The 24,691-nt window shown below is 58.9% G+C and carries 20 protein-coding genes; 12 read left to right on the top strand and 8 right to left on the bottom strand.

Annotation, left to right across the window (positions count from 1 at the left end; all coding sequences use genetic code 11):
* Position 1: 1 nt before the first annotated feature.
* Positions 2 to 448, bottom strand: coding sequence for an SsrA-binding protein SmpB (smpB, locus tag U5A57_RS05065; protein ID WP_028204044.1), 447 nt, complete (start codon positions 446 to 448; stop codon positions 2 to 4).
* 102 nt (positions 449 to 550) lie between these two features.
* Between smpB and U5A57_RS05060 the strand changes: the two genes are divergently transcribed.
* Positions 551 to 988: a type II toxin-antitoxin system RatA family toxin gene (locus tag U5A57_RS05060; protein WP_042265786.1), complete on the top strand. Its 438-nt coding sequence runs from the start codon at positions 551 to 553 to the stop codon at positions 986 to 988.
* A complete protein-coding gene (locus U5A57_RS05055) occupies positions 985 to 1,317 on the top strand; it encodes an RnfH family protein (protein ID WP_321908769.1) in 333 nt (110 codons plus the stop codon). The genes U5A57_RS05060 and U5A57_RS05055 overlap by 4 nt, the downstream gene beginning before the upstream one ends.
* A gap of 93 nt (positions 1,318 to 1,410) precedes the next feature.
* On the opposite strand, the gene U5A57_RS05050 is transcribed toward U5A57_RS05055, so the two are convergent.
* Positions 1,411 to 2,463 (bottom strand): DMT family transporter, encoded by a 1,053-nt coding sequence (locus U5A57_RS05050; protein WP_321908768.1) that lies wholly within the window; start codon positions 2,461 to 2,463, stop codon positions 1,411 to 1,413.
* A gap of 268 nt (positions 2,464 to 2,731) precedes the next feature.
* Between U5A57_RS05050 and guaB the strand changes: the two genes are divergently transcribed.
* The 3 genes from guaB (at position 2,732) to guaA (ending at position 6,697) form a co-directional block, all read left to right on the top strand.
* Positions 2,732 to 4,192, top strand: coding sequence for an IMP dehydrogenase (guaB, locus tag U5A57_RS05045; RefSeq protein WP_321908767.1), 1,461 nt, complete (start codon positions 2,732 to 2,734; stop codon positions 4,190 to 4,192).
* A 6-nt stretch (positions 4,193 to 4,198) separates the two neighbouring features.
* On the top strand, positions 4,199 to 4,921 hold the full coding sequence (locus U5A57_RS05040) for a hypothetical protein (RefSeq protein ID WP_321908765.1): 723 nt from the start codon (positions 4,199 to 4,201) through the stop codon (positions 4,919 to 4,921).
* 192 nt (positions 4,922 to 5,113) lie between these two features.
* Entirely contained in the window at positions 5,114 to 6,697 is a 1,584-nt protein-coding gene (guaA, locus tag U5A57_RS05035) for a glutamine-hydrolyzing GMP synthase (protein WP_321908764.1), read from the top strand.
* Between the two features lie 124 nt (positions 6,698 to 6,821).
* Here the strand turns inward: guaA and tssE are convergent, their stop codons facing one another.
* The 6 genes from tssE to tssK all read right to left on the bottom strand — a co-directional run bounded on the left by tssE (position 6,822) and on the right by tssK (position 14,606).
* Complete coding sequence (gene tssE, locus U5A57_RS05030; protein ID WP_321908762.1) at positions 6,822 to 7,247, bottom strand: type VI secretion system baseplate subunit TssE; 426 nt, start codon at positions 7,245 to 7,247, stop codon at positions 6,822 to 6,824.
* Positions 7,248 to 7,258: 11 nt separating this feature from the next.
* Positions 7,259 to 9,991: a type VI secretion system ATPase TssH gene (tssH, locus tag U5A57_RS05025; RefSeq protein WP_321908761.1), complete on the bottom strand. Its 2,733-nt coding sequence runs from the start codon at positions 9,989 to 9,991 to the stop codon at positions 7,259 to 7,261.
* Between the two features lie 140 nt (positions 9,992 to 10,131).
* Positions 10,132 to 10,617 carry an Hcp family type VI secretion system effector gene (locus tag U5A57_RS05020; RefSeq protein WP_321908759.1) on the bottom strand — a complete coding sequence of 162 codons (486 nt, stop codon included), beginning with the start codon at positions 10,615 to 10,617 and terminating at the stop codon, positions 10,132 to 10,134.
* 94 nt (positions 10,618 to 10,711) lie between these two features.
* Positions 10,712 to 12,505 (bottom strand): OmpA family protein, encoded by a 1,794-nt coding sequence (locus U5A57_RS05015; RefSeq protein ID WP_321908758.1) that lies wholly within the window; start codon positions 12,503 to 12,505, stop codon positions 10,712 to 10,714.
* Positions 12,502 to 13,257, bottom strand: a complete 756-nt coding sequence (locus tag U5A57_RS05010; protein ID WP_321908756.1) for a DotU family type IV/VI secretion system protein — start codon at positions 13,255 to 13,257, stop codon at positions 12,502 to 12,504. Before U5A57_RS05010 ends, U5A57_RS05015 begins: the two co-directional genes overlap by 4 nt.
* A complete protein-coding gene (gene tssK / locus U5A57_RS05005) occupies positions 13,254 to 14,606 on the bottom strand; it encodes a type VI secretion system baseplate subunit TssK (protein WP_321908753.1) in 1,353 nt (450 codons plus the stop codon). Before tssK ends, U5A57_RS05010 begins: the two co-directional genes overlap by 4 nt.
* 572 nt (positions 14,607 to 15,178) lie before the next feature.
* Between tssK and tssB the strand changes: the two genes are divergently transcribed.
* From tssB to U5A57_RS04970, 7 genes are all read left to right on the top strand, one after another.
* Positions 15,179 to 15,691 (top strand): type VI secretion system contractile sheath small subunit, encoded by a 513-nt coding sequence (tssB, locus tag U5A57_RS05000; RefSeq protein ID WP_321908750.1) that lies wholly within the window; start codon positions 15,179 to 15,181, stop codon positions 15,689 to 15,691.
* 82 nt (positions 15,692 to 15,773) lie between these two features.
* Positions 15,774 to 17,321 (top strand): type VI secretion system contractile sheath large subunit, encoded by a 1,548-nt coding sequence (gene tssC / locus U5A57_RS04995; RefSeq protein WP_321908748.1) that lies wholly within the window; start codon positions 15,774 to 15,776, stop codon positions 17,319 to 17,321.
* 104 nt (positions 17,322 to 17,425) lie between these two features.
* The gene (locus U5A57_RS04990) at positions 17,426 to 19,765 is read left to right on the top strand and encodes a type VI secretion system tip protein VgrG (protein WP_321908746.1); all 2,340 of its coding nucleotides are present in this window, start codon (positions 17,426 to 17,428) and stop codon (positions 19,763 to 19,765) included.
* Positions 19,766 to 19,830: 65 nt separating this feature from the next.
* Entirely contained in the window at positions 19,831 to 22,188 is a 2,358-nt protein-coding gene (locus tag U5A57_RS04985; protein ID WP_321908744.1) for a hypothetical protein, read from the top strand.
* Positions 22,185 to 23,075 (top strand): hypothetical protein, encoded by an 891-nt coding sequence (locus tag U5A57_RS04980; protein WP_321908741.1) that lies wholly within the window; start codon positions 22,185 to 22,187, stop codon positions 23,073 to 23,075. Before U5A57_RS04985 ends, U5A57_RS04980 begins: the two co-directional genes overlap by 4 nt.
* Before the next feature lie 112 nt (positions 23,076 to 23,187).
* A complete protein-coding gene (locus U5A57_RS04975; protein WP_321908739.1) occupies positions 23,188 to 23,970 on the top strand; it encodes a hypothetical protein in 783 nt (260 codons plus the stop codon).
* A gap of 210 nt (positions 23,971 to 24,180) precedes the next feature.
* Entirely contained in the window at positions 24,181 to 24,642 is a 462-nt protein-coding gene (locus U5A57_RS04970) for a hypothetical protein (RefSeq protein WP_321908737.1), read from the top strand.
* Positions 24,643 to 24,691: the final 49 nt, after the last annotated feature.

Here is a 24,691-nt window from a genome sequence, read left to right as displayed (position 1 = left end):
ATCAGGTGGGCGAGCGCATCAGGCGCGCCTTTTCGCGCTCCCAGTCGCGTTTCTTCTCGGTTTCGCGCTTGTCGTGCAGCTTCTTGCCTTTAGCGAGGCCGATCTCGCACTTCACGCGGCCACCCTTGTAATGGAAATTCAGCGGTACGAGCGTGAAGCCGCGCTGCTCGACCTTGCCGATCAGCTTGTCGATTTCCTCGCGCTTCAGGAGCAGCTTGCGGATGCGCGTGGGGTCGGGCTGGATGTGCGTCGAGGCCTCTGGCAGCGGGCTGATGTGCGTGCCGATCAGATACAGCTCGCCGTCCTTGATCATGACGTAGCTTTCCTTGATGTTGGCTCGCCCGGCGCGCATGGCCTTGACTTCCCATCCTTCCAGCACGAGCCCGGCCTCGTGACGCTCTTCGATGAAGTAATCGAAGAACGCTTTTCTGTTGTCGATGATGCTCATAGGAAAATGGGATCGGCCCAACTCGTTTAAAATTACGATTTTAGCAAAGCGGGCTCCCGAAAGCCCGTGGCGCTTTCACCCTAGCCACGCATTGCGCAATTTATGGCGGATGTCCAGAAAACCGTGTTGATTCGCCATTCGGCGGAGCAGATGTTCGACCTCGTCACCGACGTCGCCGACTACCCCAACTTCCTGCCGTGGTGCGGCGGTGTCGAGATTCGCCGTCAGGACGAAAGCGGCATGGAGGCGAAAATCGACATCAACTTCAAGGGCATCAAGCAGCACTTCGCCACGCGCAACTCGCAAAAGCGGCCCGAACGCATCGACATGGAATTCGCCGACGGCCCGTTCCGCAAGTTCACGGGCTACTGGCGCTTCACGCCGCTGCGCGCCGACGCCTGCAAGATCGAGTTTGCGCTGCATTACGAGTTTTCAAACATCATTCTCGAAAAACTCATTGGGCCGGTGTTCCATCACATCGCGAACACCTTCGTCGACTCTTTCGTGAAGCGCGCCGACCAGCGCTACGGCAAGCCATGAGCGCGAACCTTTCCGTTGACGTCTGCTATGCACTGCCGGACGCGCAAACGCTCATCAGCATCGAGCTGCCGCCCGGCGCGACCGTCCAGCAGGCCATCGACGCGAGCGGCATCCTCGCACGCCATCCCGAGATCGATCTGGCAAAGCTCAAGGTGGGCGTGTACGGCAAGCTCAAGCCACTAGACACCGTGCTCGCCGACCATGACCGCGTGGAAATCTACCGGCCGCTGATCGTCGACCCGAAGATGGCGCGCCAGCGCCGCGTCGACAAGACCCGCAAGGAAGGTTCGATCGAAGGGCGCAAGTGGTTGCCCAAGGACTCGCGCTAGGGCTCGAAGCGGGTTGCAACGGGCGGCCGCACAAACGTAATGGGCGAGACAGCGTGCGCTGTCTCGCCCATTTGGCCTTTAGGGGCATCGCGCTCAGGCGGTGGTAGTCCGACCGCTTCGCTTCGCGTCGGTATGGGAGTGCGTGAGGCGGCTGTCGTTGCCGATTCCTGGTAGATCGCCGTCCGGCACGATGCCGTCGCCGTGCGCGGTCTCTGCGGGGCCGCCCGAATGCTGGCGTACCGACCAACTTACGCCCGCCACCAGCAGCACGACGGCCGCGACTTCCAGGCCGCGCGGCAGCCGGTGATCATAGATAAAGCCGTAGAGCAGGGCGAACAGCGTTTCGAAGGCGATCATCTGACCCGAGAGCGTGAGCGGCAGGCGCTTGGCGGCGGCGTTCCACAGGCCGTTGCCGAGCCACGAGGCGCCGATCGCGAGCACCAGATTCAATTGCCAGAACGTGGTCCAGCGGCCGGCGGCGACGGTTTCCTGGACCCAGTGCGACGGCACGACGAGAATGCCGAGCCAGAGCAGCCCGCCTAGCCCGCCCGTCACCACGCCCCAAAGCACCGACCATTCGTTGCCGCCGAAGTGCGCATTGCGCTGCAGATAGCGGGCGTTCTCGACGGCGAACCAGGTCCAGCACACGAGCGCGCCGACGGCGCAGCCAATGCCGGCAATGCGCGTGAGGATGCTCGCGCCGCCCGCGTCGCCAGCCGCGGTGAAGACGTCCACGTTGATGCAGACGATACCGGCCGCGATCATCGCGAGCGGCCAGATCAGACGTGAAAGCGGCACGGCGCCGTGGTCGCGACGGCCGAGCAGCGTGACCGTGACGGGCAGCACGCCGACGATCAGCGAGGCCGGCGCAATGCCAACCAGATGAATGGCGCTAGCGAGAAAGAGGTAATAGAGCACGTTGCCCACGAGCGCGAGTTTCACGAGCGCGATGAGATCGGCACGCGTCAAGCGCGGCCAGACCCGGCGCAGCATGGGCAGGAGCGCGGCGAGCGAGACAAGCCCATACATGACGTAGCGGCCCGCGCTCAGGAGCAGTGGCGAGAATTCCGCCAGTTGCCGGGGCACGACGAACACCGTTCCCCATAACGCGCCGGCGAGCACGCCGTACAACACACCACGCTGCATTTGTATTGCCTCCAGAAACTTCGGGTGGCCCAATCGGGCCGTTTTAACAGAACGGCCGAAGCTTAACTGGAGGCGTGCGTGGCCGTCTTGTTCAATCCTGCACCGCGTGCCCGATATTCGGGTCGGAGGCGTGGCGCACCCGCACGCCTTGCGCCGGCCGGGCCCGAGCGTGGAAATAATCCCGAAAACGGCGCTAAGCTACTGTTAGCGCTGATGATTTCCAGGGCGCTATCGCGTATAATCTGCTTTTGCGCCTATAGGATTTGCCATGCGTCTGATCCAGAAAGCACTCACGTTCGATGACGTGCTCCTCGTTCCCGCCTTCTCCGACGTTCTCCCGCGCGACACCAGCCTGAAGACCCGGCTGACCCGCAATATCTCCCTGAACATTCCGCTCGTGTCGGCCGCTATGGATACCGTCACGGAAGGCCGTCTGGCAATTGCCATGGCGCAGCAGGGCGGCGTCGGCATCATTCACAAGAACCTCACGCCGGCCGAGCAGGCGCGCGAGGTCGCGAAGGTGAAGCGCTTCGAGTCGGGTGTGGTGCGCGATCCGATCACGATTCCGCCGCAAATGAAGGTCGCCGACGTCATCGCGCTTTCGCAGCAGCATGGCATTTCGGGCTTCCCGGTCGTGGAAGGCGCGCAGCTCGTCGGTATCGTCACGAACCGCGACCTGCGTTTCGAAACGCGTCTGGACGAGCCGGTGCGCTCGATCATGACGCCGCGCGAGCGCCTCGTGACCGTCAAGGAAGGCACGCCGCTGACCGAAGCCAAGGCGCTCATGCACAGCCACCGCCTCGAGCGCGTGCTGGTCGTGAACGACGCGTTCGAACTGCGCGGTCTCATGACCGTCAAGGACATCACGAAGCAGACCGAGCACCCGGCCGCCTGCAAGGACGAGCACGGCAAGCTGCGCGCAGGCGCGGCCGTCGGCGTGGGTCCGGACAACGAAGAGCGCGTCGAGCTGCTGGTGCAGGCCGGCGTGGACGTGATCGTGGTCGACACGGCGCACGGCCACAGCAAGGGCGTGCTCGAGCGCGTTCGCTGGGTCAAGAAGAATTTCCCGCACGTCGAGGTGATCGGCGGCAACATCGCAACGGCTGATGCGGCGCGCGCGCTCGTCGAGTACGGAGCGGACGGCGTGAAGGTCGGCATCGGCCCGGGTTCGATCTGCACGACGCGTATCGTGGCAGGCGTGGGCGTGCCGCAGATCAGCGCGATTTCCAATGTCTCGGAAGCGCTCAAGGGCACCGGCGTGCCGTGCATCGCCGACGGCGGCGTGCGCTACTCGGGTGACGTTTCGAAGGCGCTCGCAGCCGGCGCGAACGCTGTGATGATGGGCAGCATGTTCGCGGGCACCGAAGAGTCGCCGGGCGACGTGTTCCTGTATCAGGGCCGCCAGTACAAGTCGTACCGCGGCATGGGCTCGGTCGGCGCGATGAAGGACGGCGCCGCGGACCGCTACTTCCAGGACAACTCGGCCAATATCGACAAGCTCGTGCCGGAAGGCATCGAAGGCCGCGTTGCCTACAAGGGGCCCATCAACGCAATCCTGTTCCAGCTGATCGGCGGGGTGCGCGCCTCGATGGGTTACTGCGGTTGCCGCACGATCGACGACCTGCATGCGAAGGCAGAGTTTGTGCAGATCACTGGCGCCGGCCTGAACGAATCGCACGTGCACGATGTGCAGATCACAAAGGAAGCGCCCAACTACCACGTGGACTAAGCCCCGATGAAGCCGCTGCTGCGCGTGCTGCTGATTGTCGATGCGTTGACGTTGCTGGGGTTTGGCGTGCTGTTCGTTCTCACGCCCTCGACCCTGGTGTACAACGCGCTGCAACTGGTGCAAACGCAGCCGGCACTCGTTGGGCAGGCGTTTGGTGTGGTGCTGTTGGGCTTCGCGTGGCTTGCGCTGCGTGCGGCCTTCCACGGGGAGATGACAGTGCCTGTGGGCCGCACCGTGGGGCACGTCAACTGGATTGCCGGCGTGCTGATGCTGGTCTGGCTGATCGGGTTGCGTGCGCCGCAGCTCACCGGGTTGGGTCAACTGGTGGCTGGCGCGGTTGGCGTGTGGCTGATCCTCCTCGGCCTCGGCGGCGTCCGGCTCGCGGGCGCGGTGCGCAAGCGCCAGAAGGGGCAGGCGAGCGGCAACGCCGTGCAGCAGCGTAAGGCGGCGAAGGCGCAGCCGGAACGCCGTGACGAGCCGGTAACGTACTCGAAGCCGGGCTTTCTGAAAACGATGGCGTGGGGCGGTGCGCGCGAGGCGAAACGGCCGGCGGCGCCGGTCGAACCGGTCGTGGAAGTGCCGACCGTGACGCCCGCAGCGGTTCCGCCGGTTACGCCGCGTCCAGCGACGGTTGCGCCGCCGGCCGCCAGTGCGGTGCAAGCTCAAGAGGCGCGCCAGGCGGCTCGCGACGAAGCGGCCGACGCACCGAGGCCCCCGCTGCGTGGCTGAGGCCGCGCTCAGACCCGGCCTCCGAAACACCAGACTTAATGCGTCCACAGCAGCGTCCAAAGCTCACCCGAATTTGCGCTACCCGGTTCCGCCGTAGTGCGCTGCCCTGGTCCCGATGAATTCACGCTGCGCGCGTTTTTATTGTCGCGCGGCTTTCCGTATCCGTTCTTTTTTTAGGTCTCGTCCGCAGCCATGCACGACAAAATCCTGATCCTCGACTTCGGCTCGCAAGTCACCCAGCTCATCGCGCGCCGCGTGCGCGAAGCCCACGTCTATTCGGAAATCCATCCGTACGATGTGGACGACGCGTTCATTCGCGAATTCGCACCGAAGGGCATCATCCTCTCGGGCGGCCCGAACTCGGTCACCGACACCGATACCCCGCGCGCGCCGCAAGCCGTGTTCGAACTGGGCGTGCCGGTGCTCGGCATTTGCTACGGCATGCAGACGATGGCCGAACAGCTCGGCGGCAAGGTCGACGGTGGCCACCTGCGCGAATTCGGCTACGCCGAAGTGCGCGCGCGCAACCACACGAGCTTCCTCGAAGGCATCGAAGACTTCCGCACGAGCGAAGGCCACGGCATGCTCAAGGTGTGGATGAGCCACGGCGACAAGGTCACGGAAATGCCGCAGGGCTTCAAGCTGATGGCCTCGACGGAATCGTGCCCGATCGCGGCGATGGCCGACGAAGCGCGCCACTTCTACGGCCTGCAATGGCACCCGGAAGTCACGCACACGGTGCAGGGCCGCGCGATGCTCGAGCGCTTCGTGCTCGGCATCTGCGGCGCCAAGGCCGACTGGGAGATGGGCCACTACATCGACGAAGCCGTCGAAACGATCCGCAAGCAGGTGGGCAACGAGCACGTGATTCTCGGCCTCTCGGGCGGCGTGGACTCGTCGGTGGCCGCGGCGCTGCTGCACCGCGCGATTGGCGACCAGCTGACCTGCGTGTTCGTCGATCACGGCCTGCTGCGTCTGAACGAAGCCGAGCAGGTGATGACGATGTTCGCCGACAACCTCGGCGTGAAGGTCATCCACGTCGACGCAAGCGAAGCGTTCATGTCGAAGCTCGCGGGCGTGACCGACCCGGAAGCGAAGCGCAAGATCATCGGCGCAGAGTTCGTCGAGGTGTTCCAGACCGAAGCGGGCAAGCTCAGCGACGCGAAGTGGCTTGCGCAAGGCACGATCTATCCGGACGTCATCGAGTCGGCTGGCAAGGGCAAGAAGGCCGCGCACACGATCAAGAGCCACCACAACGTGGGCGGCCTGCCGGAAACGCTCAACCTCAAGCTGCTCGAACCGCTGCGCGAACTCTTCAAGGACGAAGTGCGCGAACTGGGCGTGAAGCTCGGCCTGCCGCACGAAATGGTCTATCGCCATCCGTTCCCGGGCCCGGGCCTTGGCGTGCGGATTCTCGGCGAAGTGAAGCGCGATTTTGCGGATCTGCTGCGCCGTGCGGATGCGATTTTCATCGAGACGCTGCGTAACACGATCGACAAGGAAACCGGCAAGTCGTGGTACGAACTCACGAGCCAGGCGTTCGCTGTGTTCCTGCCGGTGAAGAGCGTGGGCGTGATGGGCGATGGGCGGACTTATGAGTATGTCGTTGCGCTGCGCGCGGTGCAGACGCTCGATTTCATGACGGCGCATTGGGCGCATCTGCCGCATGAGTTGCTTGGGCATGTGTCGAATCGCATCATCAATGAGGTGCGTGGCATCAACCGAGTGGTGTACGACATCTCGGGCAAGCCGCCTGCGACGATTGAGTGGGAGTGACACCAATCTGAGCTGTAATCTGGCCAGGCGAGGCAGATACTGGTAGAAAAATGAAAAAGCCCGCGATGTTGCGGGCTTTTTCACATCCACACCTCGATCTATGACGGCGTCGCGTCGGTCGCGTTCAATCCTGCCTCTGTATCCGGCGTGTGAGACGCATGCGCCCCGGCGGCTCGAAGTACGTTCCGAACCGCACGAGGCCCGCCTTTTTCAAATGACAGGTCATCTCGAAGCTGACTAGCACACCGGGGTCGTCGTTTGCCAGGATCGAGACATCGATCGACCGGATACGCGGCTCGTACTTTAGCAGCGTTACCTGCATCTGGTCCCGGAGCTGATGTGCCGAGGCTGGCAGCGCCATATAGATGTTCGTCAAGTCAGGCAGGCCATAATCGGGCAGGTGCTTGAGCGAGCCCGCGCGAGTGTTCAGGATCCGCTGCACGTTATGCTGCACGCTCAGGCATTCAAGCGTGCGATCGTCGTATGCGTCCAGCGATTCCCCGCCGATCTGGCCGAGGAGCATGTCGTAGAGTGACGGTCCTGTGGACATTGGGTTTGTCCTCAGCCTTCGGCGTGAGCAAGCGTGCCCGTTTCTGCTGTTGCCTGTTCGCGGTCGACAAAATCAATCGTGAGATTTCCGTCGGTCGAACTGGACAGCACGATCTTCGCCGGAACTGTGGCGCTGGCCATGCGGGTGAGGAGTTCACGGGAAACCGATGGCAAGATGCGCTGGTTCAGGAACGCGTCCACATTGCGCGCGCCAGAATGGCGTTCGAGACATAGCTGCGCCATCGTGTCAATCAGCGTGTCGTCGCAGACGAGTTCGACCGCATGCTGTCTGCGAAGACGCTCGTCGACCTTTGCCAGTTTCAGCCGCACGATCGTGGCGAGTGCGTGCACGTCGAGGGGGCGATACACCAGGGTCTGGAAACGCGCGAGAAGGGCCGGCTGAAAGTGTGCGAGAAGTTGTGGCCGGATCGCGTCGAGCAGGGCCGCGTGTGCAATCTGCGGTGTATCCAGCACAGCTTCGTCGATCTGTTCACTGCCCAGGTTGGAGGTCATGAGGATCACGCAGTTGCTGAAGTCGATTTCACGGCCTTCGCCGTCTCGCATGGTCCCGCGGTCGAACACCTGGTAGAAGATATCCAGCACGTCGCGGTGGGCTTTTTCAACTTCATCGAGCAGCACGACGCTGTAAGGGCGCTGGCGCACCGCCTCGGTCAGGATGCCACCGCGGCCATAGCCGACGTAGCCTGGAGGCGAGCCCTTGAGTTGCGATACCGTGTGCGATTCCTGGTACTCCGACATGTTGATTGTCGTGAGTGCAGCCTCGCCCCCGAAGAGCAGGTCCGTGAGCGCGAGGGCGGTCTCCGTCTTGCCGACGCCCGACGGACCCGCGAGCAGGAATACGCCGAGTGGCGCGTGTTCGTTCTTGAGACCTGCTTTCGCCGTGCGCAGACTCTCCGCGAGCGCAGCAAGCGCCTCGTCCTGCGCGACGACCCGTTTCGCGAGCTGGGTCTCCAGCGCGAGCAGGCCCTGCAACTCGTCTTCGAGGAGATTGCCAACCGGTACGCCGGTCCATTCAGCCACCACGCGCGCGATCGCCTGAGCGTCCACATCGGCAAAGATCAACGGTGCTTTGCCCTGCGCTTGTGCGAGCGCTTCGCGCGTTTCGACAAGTGAAGCGTTGCTGCCGGCAGCCCCAGCGCCGCGTTGTTCGAGCAGCGCCTGTACGAGGCCGAGTTCCTGTCCGTAACGCTTCTGCAGCGTTTCCATGTGGGCGTTCGCATCGATGAGGGCAACATCGAGTGAAGCACCTCGCCCTGGTGCGCTTTCGATGCCGGCGCGCGCGTCGTCTTCGAGGGTGGCTAATTCCAGCTTCAGCGCGGCCACCGCGGCGTGGGCGCGTTGCAATTCCGCCGGCGGCGATTCGAGACCCATTCGCACGCGCGCGGCCGCCGTGTCGATAAGGTCAACCGCCTTGTCTGGTAACTGCCGTGCAGGAATGTAGCGGCGGGATAGCTTGACCGCGGCCACCAGCGCCTCGTCGCGGATGTGGACATTGTGGTACGTCGCGTAGCGATCCTTGAGACCGCGCAGCATCAGGCAGGCTGCCGCGTCATTGGGCTCGCCGACCTTGATCATCTGGAAGCGACGCTCGAGCGCGGCATCGCGCTCGAAGTATTCTTTGTACTCCGACCACGTCGTGGCTGCGATCGTGCGCAGCCCGCCGCGTGCCAATGCCGGCTTGAGCAGATTGGCGGCGTCGGCGCCGCCAGCTGCATTGCCCGCGCCGATCAGGGTATGCGCCTCGTCGATAAAAAGCAAAATCGGCACGCTTGATGCCTGCACTTCGTCGATCACGTTCTTGAGGCGCTGCTCGAACTCGCCCTTTACACCCGCGCCAGCCTGCAGCAGGCCCAGGTCGAGCGTGAGGATGCGCACATCGCGGATCACGTTGGGCACGGTGCCCTCGGCCACGCGCAGCGCAAGGCCTTCGACGAGCGCGGTCTTGCCCACGCCAGGTTCGCCTACAAGAATCGGGTTGTTCTTGCGGCGCCGCGCGAGCACGTCGACCATCTGCTGGATTTCGCGGTCGCGCCCGAACACCGGGTCGATCTTCCCATCGCGTGCCTTTTCCGTTATATCGATTGCAAAGCGTGCCAGGGCGTCGCCTTCTACGCTGCGCTTCGTAGCCTGCGCTGGTTTTGCTTCGGTAACCTTATTAGCCGAGCCGACCTGACTCGGGACAGCGGTTTGGTCAGAGGGAACTTCTGGCTCCGCCCGCTCGTTCTCGCAGGTTCGCAGCCCGAGACGGGGCAGCAGGCGCTCGATCTGTGCGGTGCTGACTGACAGCAACTGCCACGCATTGGTCGCGCGCAGGACATGGGGCGCCTCGACGATGGCCTGCAGGATATTGGCCGAACGGATGGTCGTCTCGCCTCTGTCGGCCAGATTCAACGCGTTGGACCAGGCATATTGAAGCACGGCGGCGAGCTGCGGAGAGAGGCTGGGGCGGCCACGCAGGTTGCGTGGTGTGTGGTCGATTGCATTGAGCAGTGCTTCCCATACGGCGTCGATATTCAGTTCATAGTGGTTCATGATCGCCGGGATATCGCCGTCCCCGGCCTCGATCAGTTTGAGCAGCCAGTGTTCGACCGTAATCTCGTCTGCGAGCCGTGTCTGGCACAGGCTTGCCGCGGCCTCGAGCGTGTTTGCGCAGTGGGGATTGAGCCGCTGCAGAAGCTGGCTGGCGTCGCGAAAGTAGGAGTTTCGGTCGTGGTGCACGGTCATGGTCGAGCTGTTGGTACATCAGAAGAAGGGGCGCGCCAACTGAAAGCGGTCGCCCCTTGCGGGAAAAAACCAGTCTGCCCGAGGGCAGACTGGTAAAAGGAGGCCGTCCATGCGTGGCAGGCCTCCAGACTACCGTTGGATCAGGAACGCTCGTTCCAGGTATCCGAATGGATGATGTTGCCGTCCTTGTACGACCAGGTGATCTTTTCGTAGCGCAGCTCGACTTCCTCCAGATGGTTGTGCTTCTCGAAGTCAGGCACCTTGATGTCGAGCATCTTCGGACGCACGGCGACGACCTTCACGTTCTCGAGTTTCGTGTTGAAGTACTCTTTTTCCTTGCCCGCGTCATCGATCTTGTACCACTTGATCTCGGCCGACTTGAGCGTTTGGCCGCTCGTCACGGCCTTGTAGAGGTACGGCGTCGACGCGTCTGTTTCCTTGAACAACGTGATCGGTGCGTGAACGCGCGTGCCTGTCAGCTTGCCGGTGTTGCCATCGGTCGGAATATGCAGGCTGTGATTGAACTGGGTGATTTCGATGCTGCCTTCGCGGCCCTGGACGGTCACCGAACCCTTGATGTCCGCACCACCATCGTCCTTCAGCCACATGTATGACGGAATTGCCATTTACCACTCCCTTCTTTTTTGCTGCGACAATCGCCCGGAATCAGTAATCGGGCTTCAACATCCCGAAGCCTGCGCTTCGGGGGCTAAAAAGTAACTACCCTGGTGTGTTTGCCGAACGAACCTGCGGCGCAGCCGTTGCTGTTGCCGGGTGGATGCCGGCATCGTCGGGAACGAGCGTGATCTCGACCCGGCGGTTGCGCCAGCGTCCTTCGGGCGTGTCGTTATCCGAGACGGGGCGGGTATCGCCATAGCCCTGGATGGCGAACTGTGTGGCGGGAATGCCCGACGCATCGACGAGCCAGTCGCGCACGGCGCCTGCGCGCGCAACGGACAGCGCCAGATTGCTGCGTGGGTCGCCGACGGTGTCAGTGTGACCAGCCACGAGAATGCGCTTGCCAGGATTCGCGCGGATCATCTCGAGGGCGCCGACCATGACCCGGTTCGAGCCTTCTCTGAGCTGCGCCTTGCCGCTGTCAAAGAGCGACATGCTGTCGAGGGACACGATGGCGGGCGGCGGCGGAGGCGGCACGTACGAGGCGATCGCGTCGTCCAGCGGCGGGATCAAACCCGCGCCGTGGTACATCCCGAATGACAGGTTCAGCGGCATGCCGGTACGGGCATAGCGGTCGAGCAGATCACGATCGGCCACGAGCGAGCGCAGGGCGTCGCGCCTGGGTGCGTCGTGCGCAGCAGGTATCGAGCGAAAACGTGCGAGGTCCGCGCCGATCCTCGTGAGGAGTGCTTCGTTGTTCTTTGCGGAGCCCCAGAAAGCAATGCCCGCCGCGCAGGCGAGGAGTGCGAGCGCGTGAGCGAAGGCGCTCATCCAGGGCGAGACCCAGCGGGGAGCAGGCAGCGCCTCGATCAGCGGTTGCGGCAGCGGCCATGGCGTCGGGGACGCGATCACCTCAGCAGGGGCGACCGTCGTACGCTGTTCGACTTCGCGCTCCCAGAGGGACGCTGGCCCGCTTGCTGGTCCGCAGTCAATCCAGCCCGCGCCGTATAGCGGCCACGGGGCGGCGGGCTGTTGTCGGTCCGCGAGCGTCCCTAACACGACACGCTGCGTCCATTCGATGAGGCAAGCAAGGCTGGCTGAGCGTGCAACCAGCGTGGCGGCCTCACGCCTGCTGGCGGCAGCTTCAATGGCCTCACCGGCGGCATGCACGGCAGCTTCGAAATTCCATGAGCCCGTGTGTGGTGTGCTTGTCGTTACGCCGTGCCATTGCGCGGCGACAGGGCCGTCAACGCTCGTACCGTCTACCGCGGCGTGCGTGCCTCTCGTCAGGCGCTGGTAGACCGACACATAGGCTGGCAGACGCGTGCCGAGCATGCGGCAGGCATCGGCTATTGACTGGCGCGCCAGGCGCAGTTTCTGTGTGAGTGCGTCCGTGTTGGGATGCATTGCGGGAGCGACACTCAGCACAATGCCGTCGGGCGAGCGACCGTCGCGCCAGTGCCGCACCGCAATGGCCAGACGCGGGAGATCGCGCGGTTCGTCGACACGCAGCCAGATCGCGCCGTCGCCAATCCAGACGAGGCGCGAGGTGCCGTCACGGTCAAACAGCGCAGGCAGCGCGTCACCTGTGAGCATGACAAGCGGCATGCCGGTATGTAGCCCGTCAGGGATGGCGGTCATCGCTGCGCCAAGGGCGGCCAGAACCTGCGCATTCTGCCGGCGTGCCAGTGCGAGCTGACGGGTGCGCCACACGAAAAGGCCAACCGCCACGGCAATGGCCACGGCCGTGAGCACCCAGGCGGTCACGCGCGAGAGCGGCAGCACGAGCCAGATCAGCGTGAGCGCGAGAACGAGGGTGAGCAGGACGATGAGGCGAAGCGGGTACGCGCGCCCGTGGGCGCGTCCCTCGCTTCCTTCGAGCTGGACTGACTTCACGGACGCGACTTCCCCGAAAGAAGTTGGGCGAGCTGCATATCAAGGCCCCCATGCCATACGAGCCACAGCAGAGCTGCCACCACGCAGCAGATGCCGAGGATCGCCCACGATGACAGCCGGTAGAGCCAGTCCGAAGGACGGCGCACGGTGTGATCGGTGGTGAAGGGTGGCGTCGCCGCTGTGCGCGACTTGCTGATCCGCGTATTCAGCGCGCTGGCCAGTTCATCGAGCCTGGCTTCACCGTCCAGCGCATAACGCCCGATAAAGCCCATGCCGAGCACGCTCGAGTAGCATTCGAGCAGATCGACGTTGGCTACCGGGGCACGCAGGCGTTTCTCCAGGCGCTCGAACACACGCTCGCCCGCGTCATGCATGTCAAAGAACTCGACCTGCAGTGGGCGAAGCTCCCACGTGGCACGGTCATTGCCGGCGAGGTGACGCAGGGCGACTTCGTCAAGCAGGCCGCATTGCGCGATCCTCGCGTCCATACACACGTCGTCCGGGTAGCCCCGTTGATGGAGCCCGTCAGCAAAGTCGTGGATGAGCTCGCGGCAACGCTTCTGCATGCTCCCGGCCGTTCGGGCAATCCCGCCTTCGGTAACCGAGGTCACGAGCAAGGCTGTGTTGCGCAACAGGTCGCGGATGCCGCTGACAGGGGGCTCGCCGGGTGCCGCGACGACGTCCCTCGAACGGCCCATCTGCAATGCAGGCTCCGTGCGGTTGAAATTTCGCCTGAAATTGAGACCGATCATGAGCGCAGCACCGCGTAAAGTTCAAGCGTGGCGTCGGGTATCGACGAGGGCAGATAGACTTGGGCTGCACGTGCCGCGAGCATGCGCGCATGGGCAGCGCTACCTGCATCCAGTGCAAAGTATTGGTTGTCCAGCCGCACGGGAATCGCGGCCGGCACACGCTGCACCGCCTTCAGTGGAATGCCAGGCAGCGCTGCGTTGACGATCTGTCCGACGTCGTCTGGTGCGCCGATCTTGCAAAGTTTGGGTACCAGTTCGACGAGATCGAAGGCGGTAGACGAAGCGTGCACGGACAGATACCAGTCGACGGCGCCGTCGAGCAGACGTTCGTCGAGAATCTGCGCCGCCCATGTGGTCGGCGTTTTACTCACAAGGCCAATTGCCACCACGCGCGACGGAATGATGGCGTCCAGCAGATCCCGGACCATTGATTCGAGCTTAGTGAATACCTCGTCAGCGCGCACGTGATCGTAGACGGGAATGTCCGTGAGCAGCGCCGTTGTTGAGAAAGTCGCGAGCGCGCTGACAAGCCGTGCGAGCGTCAGATATAGCTGCTCGGGTGTCCGGGTCAGATTCGTCGCGTAGTGACGTAGCTCCGGCCATGCACTATGGATGCAGTGCAGTAACCAGAATAGCTGCACATCCGCAACGCCATATTCGGTCACTTCGCCAACGCGTTCGCTACGACGCGCGCCAAGTGCTGCACTCTTCGCAAGCAGGATGTCTTCGAGACGATTGATACGCGCGGCATGCAACGGATGCGCCGCGAGTGTCAGGCAGGCTGGCACAAACTTCTCGTCGACGCGAAACTGACCGCTTGCTGTACGCGCGATGCGGGCAATCGCGCAGACCGTGTCATCGGCGTGCTCCTCGAAATCAAACAACAGCCGTACGGCCAACCGCTCGGCAGAGATTTCGGTTTCGCTCGCCCCGTTCAGGTCGTTGACCTTCGCGTACTCCCGATATGACCTCCGCGGGCGCGCGAGCGGCGTCTCATCCATACGGCAGTTGTTGCCATTGGCGTCCGGGAGGGCAAGCGCCGCGTAGATGACGATGCTCTGCCGGTCTGCGATCAGTGCCTGGTTGAGATCACGCGCGGGCGGCAATGCGTCAGCGAGCGACGTGTCGATCGGTGTGCCGTCAGGAAAGCGAAGTTTCAGGGTGACGAGCTTCAGGCGTCCCGTCTCGAGTGCCTCGTCGTCGATCGAGACGGCAAGCGTGCCCCAGGCATAGGCCAGAGCGGCCGTCGCGATCTGCTGCATCGCGAACCCCGTATAGCGATCCTGCTGCTGGAAATGTTGCTGGGAAAGGATCAGCCCTTCGTGCCACAGCGGTTTGTCGATTCGCATGGGTGAGGTGGTCTTTGCTGTTGTTGATCTGCGGGCTTTTTGTGTGGGGCAGGCGTCGCTTCGGACGTATCGCACATCCCGGTGCCGTCCCGATTCGAACGCATCGCGCTGCATGATGCCATCGGTGAACCCGCTTCTGGTTGATATGGACTACTTATTGATTATGATTGTGAGGAGATGATGAAAAGGATCTTTCGAGAAATTGAAATGCATTTGTTTCGTTATTTGAGATGGATCAAAAGCGTATAGTGCTCGGCGAGATGGGAAACAAGGCAGACATCTATGCCAAAATAAAATCAATCAGATTGATCGGCATACCGACAATCAAAACGCATATCGAGAAAAGTTATTGGCTGACATCATGGAGGGATCGTGTTTTTTCGAATGATTACTCGAATTGACAGCTGCCGGTTTGAACTATTAAATGGCTGCCGCATGAGGCCGCAGCGAAAACTGGAGTAGGTGTCTCGAGGTAACTTGTCCTGAATTGGATAAATCCGAAATACGGGCCACTGCCATGAGAATCTGGGGATTTCTGCGGGAATTAATCGAATATATTCGTGGAGCCCAAATTGGACAGCTTTCAAAGAGAAATCCCAAAATCACGGGTCTCAATTACGCTTGACCTCCATACCGGGGGTGCTCAAAAGAAAGTCGAACTACCGCTCAAGCTGCTTGTTGCCGGCGACTTCAGCGCAGGACGCGAACAGGCAGCCCTTGCCGCGCGCAAGAAAGTCAGTATCGACAAAAACAATTTCGACGCGGTTCTCGCTGACTATGCGCCCGACCTGCGACTGGAAGCGGACAACACGCTTGCCGCCGACGGCACCGAACTGCCGGTGAATCTCTCATTCCGTTCGATGAAGGACTTCGAACCCGAGCACGTTGCCCGCCAGATTCCCGAGTTGCGTGCGCTGCTCGCGATGCGCAATCTGCTGCGCGATCTCAAGTCGAACCTGCTCGATAACGGGACGTTCCGCCGGGAGTTCGAAAAGGTTTTGAAGGACAAGGGGCTGTCCGACAAGCTGCGCGGCGAGCTCGCGCAGATCGCCACGGCAGCCACCCAGCCGGAAGGTCATGCCTGAACGGGGCAAGGCCCGCCAGGCCTTCACCGCATTCCGAACTTACGTAGTCGCACGAACCACACGAAAGCAGAAAGGTAAGGACATGAAACAGAATGAATCCCGCCAGGGTGCGACCGAGACCGTCGTGCACGACGCCCCGGCAGCGGCTGCCGACAGCGTATACGCGGCGCTGTGCAGCAAGATCAACCTCAAACCGGTTGCTCAAGCGCGTCCGCTCGAAGCGTTCCGTGACAGCGACATGCTTTCCGAGGCATCGGCCGACGAGCGCATCGCGCGCGGCATGGGCGCGTTTCTCGAACTGGTCTCGAAGTCGAGCCAGCCTGTTGACCGTCTCGACAAGTCGCTGCTCGATTTCCACATTGGTCAGATCGACCGGCAAATCAGCCGGCAGCTCGATGCGGTCATGCACAACCCGCAGTTCCAGGCGCTCGAAGGCCGTTGGCGTGGCCTGAAATTGCTCGTCTCGCGCACGGACTTTCGCAAGAACGCGAGGATCGAGGTGCTCGACGTGTCGAAGGATGCACTGCAGCGTGACTTCGAAGACACACCGGAAGTCATCCAGAGCGGCCTTTACCGTCACACGTATATCGACGAATACGATACCCCCGGTGGCCAGCCCGTCAGCGCGATGATCAGCGACTACGAGTTCGAGAACTCGCCGCAGGATATCGCCCTGCTGCGCAACATCTCGAAGGTGGCCGCGGCAGCTCATATGCCGTTCATTGGTTCGGTGGGCGCGGCGTTCTTCGGCAAGAAGTCGATGGAAGAGGTGGCCGCCATCCAGGATATTGGCAACTATTTCGACCGTGCCGAGTATCTGAAGTGGAAGGGCTTCCGCGACACGGACGACGCACGGTATGTGGGCCTCACGATGCCGCGCGTGCTGGGTCGCCTGCCTTATGGCAAGGACACCACGCCGGTTCGTGCCTTTAACTACGAAGAGGCCGTCAAGGGCCCGGATCACGACCGGTATCTGTGGGTCAATGCGTCGTTCGCATTCGCGACCAACATGGTGCGCAGCTTCGTGAACAACGGATGGTGCGTGCAGATCCGCGGCCCGCAGGCCGGCGGCAAGGTCGACGATCTCCCCGTCCACCTCTACGACCTCGGTACCGGCATCCAGCCGAAGATCCCGACGGAAGTGCTGATTCCCGAGACGCGCGAGTTCGAGTTCGCGAACCTGGGCTTCATCCCGCTCTCGTTCTACAAGAATCACGACTTCGCTTGTTTCTTCTCGGCGAACTCGACGCAAAAGCCGGCGCTGTATGAGACGAAGGAAGCCACGGCCAACAGCCGCATCAATGCGCGTCTGCCGTACATCTTCCTGCTTTCGCGCATCGCGCACTACCTGAAGCTGATCCAGCGCGAAAACATCGGCACGACCAAGGACCGGCGTCTGCTTGAGCTCGAGCTCAACAACTGGATCAAGGGGCTCGTGACCGAGATGAAGGATCCGGGTGATGAACTGCAGGCGTCGCACCCGCTGCGTGATGCGAAGGTGACGGTTGAAGACATCGAGGACAACCCGGGCTTCTTCCGAATCAAGCTCTTCATCATCCCGCACTTCCAGGTGGAAGGCATGGATATCGGGCTCTCGCTCGTGTCGCAGATGCCGAAGGCGAAGAGCTGAACGTCGGCAGGCGTCAGTCGCGGTAACAGGGGAAGCCGGAGCATCTACCAGGGCGCTCCGGCGTCGGCTTATCCAGATCCTTCCAGTTGAGGCGCAGTCGCAGCATGTCGAACGACCAGTACCTGCAGGCTTATCAGTTGATCGTGGCGCCCCAGCCAGCGCCGTTCTCGGTGCAGGAATTCGAGGGGAGCGACGGCATCAGCGAGCTCTACCAGTACGATGTCCGCTTCACGAGCCCGGTGGCGGCCATACCGATGGATCAGGTGCTAGGGCGTCCCGCGAAGTTCGTGGTGACCCCGGTCGACCCGAACATGGACAGCCTGCGAAAGATGTTCGGCGAGAACGCGGCGCAGTTCAGCAAGGCGCCTGCGCCCTATAGCGTGTACGGCATCATCACTCGTTTCGAGGAGTTGGGTACGTCGGCGGACCAGACGCTCTACCGGGCGGTGCTGGAGCCGAAGATGGCTGATCTGGCGCGAGGGGTAACGAGTCGGTTGTTCCAGAAGCAGTCGGCCGACGAGATCATTACCGACACGCTGCGCCACTATGAATATCGTGCGGGCGTGGATTTCGAATTCAATCTGCGCGGCAAATACAAGCGCCACGAATACATTACCCAGTATCACGAGACGACGTTTGCCTTCATCCAGCGCCTGTGCGCCGAGGAGGGGATATGGTTTCGCTGGGAACAGAGGAAGGATCGCGCGGTGCTCGTCTTTGGTGACGACCTTGACGCGTATTCGCGCAAGCAGCGCGTAGTACCCCTACGGTCGGACTCCGGGCTCGAGAGTTCGGGCGCCGAAGCGATCAAGACACTCGAGCGGCGTACACGGCGGGTGCCGGAGTCGGTACAGCTGAAGGACTACAACCACCGTCAGGCCGATGTCTCGCTGCTGGTGGCCGCCAATGCAGCGCCCAACGACGCGACGACCAATGCGGTCGACTACCACTGGGGTGAGCACTACGAGACGCCTGCTGAGGGCCGTCAGATCGCGCGCCTGCGCCATGAGGCGTGGCTCGCCACGCAGATCACGTATCACGGAACGGGCAATCCGTTCTGGCTCGAGGCGGGCGAGGTGATGCGCATCGACCCGGAGCCCGTCGACGCACCGTACGGGATCTTCGTGACGTCGGTGACATTCTCCGGTGGCCGTAGCAAGCCCTTCTGGATCACGTTCGATGGGATTCCCGCTAACCGCGTGTGGCGTACGTCGCTCTCGTCGGTCGTGCAACCGCGCATCGAGGGTATTCTCCCGGCGCGCGTCACGTCGCCCGGAGATTACAAATATGCGTATCTGACAGAACAAGGCTGGTACGTCGTCATCCTTCCGTTCGACTTGGACACGTGGAGTCCAGGTGGTACAAGCCGTCCGGTGCGGCTGGCCAAACCCTACAGCGGCGACAACTACGGCCACCACTTCCCGCTCATCGATCCGGTGGAAGTCGGCCTCATCTTCACGGCGGGCGATCCTAACCGGCCGGTGATCATGGGTGCGATGCACGACAGCTCGCACCCGGACCTCGTCAACAACCTGAACAACACCCGTAACCTGATCCGCACTGCTGCGCAGAACGAGCTGCGTATGGAGGACAAGGAAGGCATCGAGCACATCCACCTGACCACGCCGTTCCAGACCAGTGAGCTGAACCTGGGGCATATGGTGGATGGGGACCGCAAGGAGCGCGGGCAGGGCGCTGAACTGCGTTCGGACGAACGGGTGGCAGTGCGGGGCGCAAAAGGCGTCCTTATCTCCGCGGAGGCGCAACCGGCGGCAGCCGGTCAGCAGCTTGCTATGCAGGATGCGGACGCGACCTTCAGGCAATCCGAGGATATTCTCAAGTCTCTTAATGACAGCGCGGAGGCAGCGAAAGCAATCCTCGCTGAAATCGACTGGCAACGAACGCTTGTCGAAGAGAATCTCACTAATCTCAAGAAGTCGGTGATAGTCGCTAGTGCCCCTGACGGCGTGGGCATTTCCAGTGGGGCTCATTTCCAGATTTCCGCACGCAAGCAGCTTTTCGCCACAGCTGGCGCGGGGATGGATATCGGCATTATGAAGCGTATCGCTATTGCAGCTGGTGAAGCGATTTCGATCTTCTCCGCGAGACTCGGCATTCGAATCTTCAGCGCGAAAGGCAAGATTCAGATTCAGTCACAGGGAGACGCAATGGAGGTCATGTCCATGCAAGACATGAATGTAAGTTCGTCAAACGGTCAGACTGTCATCACTGGCAGCAAGGGCGTCACCATCGGCGATGGATCTGGTGCTTACATCAAGCTCGCCGGCGGGAAGATCACGCTTGCCAGTCCCGCCGGCGAAATCGAGCTTAAGGGCAATTTGACGGTCAACGGCGCCGAAGGCGGCAATTTCAGCTTCCCTTCCTGGACCGCGACGCCTGTCAAAGACGTTAAGGGCCTTTTGAATTTCGGATTTTCTGAGTAAAGGCAATCATGGCGCACCCTCCGGCACAGACTCCAACGCAGGCCCCCGCATCTGCGAACACGCGCGTGGCACAACTTTCGTTCGCGTTTCCATTTCTGAAGCAGGGGCAGACAGCGGATGGGAAAGGAATTCCGTTCGCTGACGAGCACGACATTTATCGGCTCCTCGCGGAGCACGAACCTGGCGGCTTCTATCTCGTGAGTCCGAGCGGAATGTGGCATGGCGGCATTCACGTTACGGAGGCCGGTGCCGGACAATCGCTTGACCTTGACTCAGGGGTACGTTGTATCGCGGACGGAGAGGTAGCGGCTTATCGAATTAATAAGTGGCCGCTTGCAAGTTACCTTCCCATTCCCATGCCGTCGTTTGCGGCGGGCCTCTCAGGCGCTCCCGGCAAGAACGCGTTTTATACCTCGAACTACAGCACCGCATTCACACTGGTGCGTCATCAGATGGAGTTTCCGAAAGGCAACTGGCTCACGTTCTACAGCCTATACATGCATTTAATGGCTCAGGGAGAATACGCGAGTACACCGAAACGAAATCCTCCTGCATATTGGCCCAAGGATCTGGACGATTCAGATTGTGACAAGGTGACGATCACACTTGACTCCCATGGCAAGGGCATCGCTATCAAGGCGGGAGAACTGATCGGGCACCTCGGCTGCTACGACTCGCTGAGACTAGGCACAAGTGGTTCGCGCATGGTGCACATCGAAGTGTTCAGTGACGACAGCATCGTGCAGTTTATCGAGCAGGGACGCCAATGGGTGAATAAACCTGGTCGCACCTCGACTGACTGGGCTGATCTGGGGCTAACTGCCAGCCCAACCATTTTGCGCGCGCAGACCCAGACTACGCTCTTTCAGAACCATACGCTGGCTGGGCAAGGGCAAAATGCGCCCGTTACCGACGTCACGCGGGTCTATTCGCTCGCGGCACTGCAAAAGCGAAAGGACAATCCGTTTACTGAAAAGACAACGGACGCAAGCGCTAAATACAAGGTGAACTGGTGGAAGGTCGATAGCGCTGACACATTGAGAAATTCAATTGAAGGCTGGGTGCGTGAGTTCAATTTTCCCAAGGGTATGGTCACACGGGAGTTCGCGCAGAGCTGGATAGATTTTCTGCCACTTGACGGTGAGTCGGACCGCGCGCACAGCATATTCTCTACCACAGACGAATGGGTGGACTATGCAGGTGGCAGCGACGCGGCAGGTCTGGGTGATCGCACGAAGCTCAGCGAACTCATGACCAAGGTTTATGCGGTGCTCTTTACCAAGGGTGATGGCAAGCAGGCTGCTGTGGATCTATGCACGATGTCGAAACCGGCGGCTAACCAGTACCCCTGGCTCATGGAGGCGGCGTCTCGCATGATTGTCAAACACGAAAGCGAGTGGGCGAACCCGGGCAAGTGGAAGGAACTGATTGTCGCGCTTGAGGAGAAGTCAGACAACAAGGCGCAGTACGATAGCGAGCAGGAGCGTATTGACAAGCTGGCTTGGTGGACGGATGTGGCAGCAGGTATCGAGGAGTTCCCGACGTCCGATGTCTACCATTTACATCCTATTGCGTTAGTGGCAAATTTCCTCTCCGATAATTGCGCTTGCGCAAACAAGGAAATATCGGTAGAGACAGTTGGCAGGATTACGACTACTGCGTCCAATACGACTATCAAACGGTTCATTGATGGAATTAACAAATCGTTTGTTGATTATAAATTTGATTCTTGCCTTTCCCGGGCACATTTTCTATCGCAGGCCATAACCGAAAGTGCAGAATTTGCTTATACCAAGGAACAAGGCGATCACCACCCTTACGATCCGTGGCGCGGCCGAGGTCTCATCCAGGTTACTCTCAAAGAAAATTACACTGCATATCAAAAATATTCTGGAATGGATGTTACATCCAGTTCAAGTGCAATGGAGAAACTTGAGAAAAATCCTGATGCAGTGCTTTCAGCAGCATGGTTTTTTGCAATTCGTCATAATCTCCTGGCCGCTAGTGAGAAGGATGATTTTATTTGGATTACGAGAGTGGTGAATGGTGGATTCAACGGGTACTCAAAAAGATTAAATTACTTTAACAGGGCTGTGGAGGCCATGGAAATAAAAGGATGTTTAAAATTGAACAACAACGGCGTTTATAAATTTGAAGAAAGTGCTGCTTACAACGAAAAAAGAGCTTCATTTGCTTGGGGGCTTTGGAATGACCCATTTTTGAAAAAAGAGGGGATTGCGACCAAAACGAATGAAGAGGCTATCAAGGGATATAAAAGATATATTGAGCTGGATGATGCTGCGGGAAGGCCAACTGATGAGAAAGGAAACCCTCTCGATGGCGGTTGGTATTTAATAGGAGAGAAAACAAAAGTTCGAACGTACGCCGAAGGTCGTTTATCTGCATTAGGTGTCGGCAAATGATATTAAATAATCGTCATAATCGTGGTTTAAGGATCGTGATATTATTAATATTTACATTCCTTCTTGGTTCTCAGGCTAGATCCGCCGACACTGAATTTTCCGTTGTTGGTGTGTTCGAAGGCAATGGAATGCCGAGTCATTTTTTATACCGCCAAACTGAAGGCGGCTTGATGGTGAAGTATCACTCATCATCGCTGAATAAAGACTTCAATTATTCAGTCGAAAAATTTGATGAATGTAGTTCATTATCGTTGTACGTTGTCCCGCATCTACCTCAAATTGTAGTCGATGGAAGTTGTGCGAGCAACGGCGGTCAAATTTTTCAAAATGTCTATCAATGGGATAACATGAAGAAGAATTGGTGTTTAATCAGGGAAATAACCGGTGAAAGGCCGGATGTACCTGCCGGTAAAGTAATGCCATCCGAGCAGATCGAGAGAGTTTTAAACTGCCCGCTGCTTGGCGAAAGCGGCCCATATACGTATGAATCTCCCGCCGAGGTATCCAAGGATGTCACTACTGAGCTCGCCAGATTCAATCGTGCGCGGGAATCGAAACAGACGCTCCAAAAATTCTTGAATTCATTGTCACCATTTGACGCAAGAGAGTTGGCGCACTACATCACTACGGATAATGTCTCAGATATTAACGACCTTGCCTTCTATCTTACAGATGCAGGACGTGCATTCGACGCACTTCCGGCTCTGTTGACGATTAATCAAGACTTTCCCACGCGGGTTGTTGCTAAGTTAAATCTGGCAGACGCGTATTGGAAAAATGGTTATAAAAACGACGCTAAAATAGCTTACGCTCAATACGTTATTGAAATGACCAACCGTGGACTAGATTCGAAAATTCCGGAGCGAGCCAGAGTGCGCGCGCGTTGAATATTTCGGTAACTCGCGCGACGAATTCAGGCTGTAGGGATTTTTCAGTCGAAAATATATCGCAGAGAGATTTCTTTCATCTGAAGTAGAGAACTCGCTTTGAAATGTATCGATGATAAAACTATTGAAGTTGAGTCTCATTTTCTTGATAAGCGGCTCGGCATATGCAAAAAGCACGTGTTCGGATATTCATGGAAAACAAGGTTTTCACCCATTAATCTTGAAAAATGGAATAGTCTGTTTTGTTCAGGAGCCTGTGCTGAATTCGAATACCGGGGTGCCGATTGGTGAAGACGCAATTTCTCTATATTATATATCTAATGGTAATGCTCCAGTAAAGGCGATGGGGCGGGGCCTTCTCTATGATGATTCGCCTGGTAAAATCGTCGATTCATTTCCGTTGGCTACTGATCAGGATAATAACAGAATAGCCGTGATTCATTCTGTGGATGTGCGCCAGTCTCTTGTAGAGGAAAATTCATCTGGACAATTCTATTCAGTTTCTGTTTTTGTCATAGTCGACAACAACCTTCGTCGTGATGAGCGTGCCTCTGATTGGTTTGGAGCCGACTACAGCTGGATATCTAACAATCGGCGAGTAACATATGTATTTCCTTTTCAAACAAAGAAAGATGTTCGACGGGCGGTAGATTCATCATTCGCGTCATTAATGAATGGCGATAAAATTATTAGTGCAAAAGTTAAAAATAAGAGCTATCTCTTTGATTTGCCGAGTATTAAGGATGAAACAAAGAAGTATCTTATAGCGGGAGATAAGGTCACTGTTGACAAGGCCACGGCCGGGTGGTGTCAAATCAGCTATAACGGGGGTAAGAAGGCAGTACAGATGTGGTTGCTCTGCAGCGCGCTTTCAGTCGATACGCGATCAAATTGAGAATCACTGAACGATGCTGTGGACGGCTAGACACTCACGACAGCCCTTTGATGAGGGAAGGTAGTTGTTAGGTGTTGACAGATGATATTTATTTAACAACACCATTATGTCTTTATGCTATCAAGATCATTTTCATCTGAATTACTGTTTTTTCTAAAACTGAGGATGGTAGTATTAAATTTATTGATTTTATTCGTAATCTCGATTTTCGTGGTAAAAATTTCTTTTGCAGGCGCGCTAACACAGCCGCTACAAAGTGAAATGACTCTTTGCAGCGAAGGGGAAGACATTTATTTTAATTGTTCACTGAAAGATGGAAAAATCGTTTCCATCTGCGCAAAAGGCAACGTTTCACCGAATCGCGGGTATGTGCGATACAAGTATGGCATTGAAAATGATATTATCGAATACCCTAAAAAAAATCTCCCTCCCGGCGATAATTTTATTTTATCCGATGTTTCTGAGGGGGCTATACATGGATTACATCTTAAATTTTCCGTCAATAAATATATCTATGTAATTTCGTCCGTTTGGCCTGCTGGGTTATATGTATCAAGAAACAATAAAATTATCTTCGATAAAGAATGTAAAGCTTCGCGCTACAAGAGTTTTTCAAATAAAATTTTTGATGGAATAAATCAAGCAGCACCTTCCAGGGTGGATATACATTGAGCGAAGTGCTGGACTTGCCTTTCGCTTTTTCAATTATCTCAGTGACGAG

Origin of the sequence: Paraburkholderia sp. J11-2, from assembly GCF_905220185.1 — a bacterium.
Lineage (GTDB): Bacteria > Pseudomonadota > Gammaproteobacteria > Burkholderiales > Burkholderiaceae > Paraburkholderia.
This window is presented reverse-complemented; position numbering and strand designations above follow the sequence as displayed.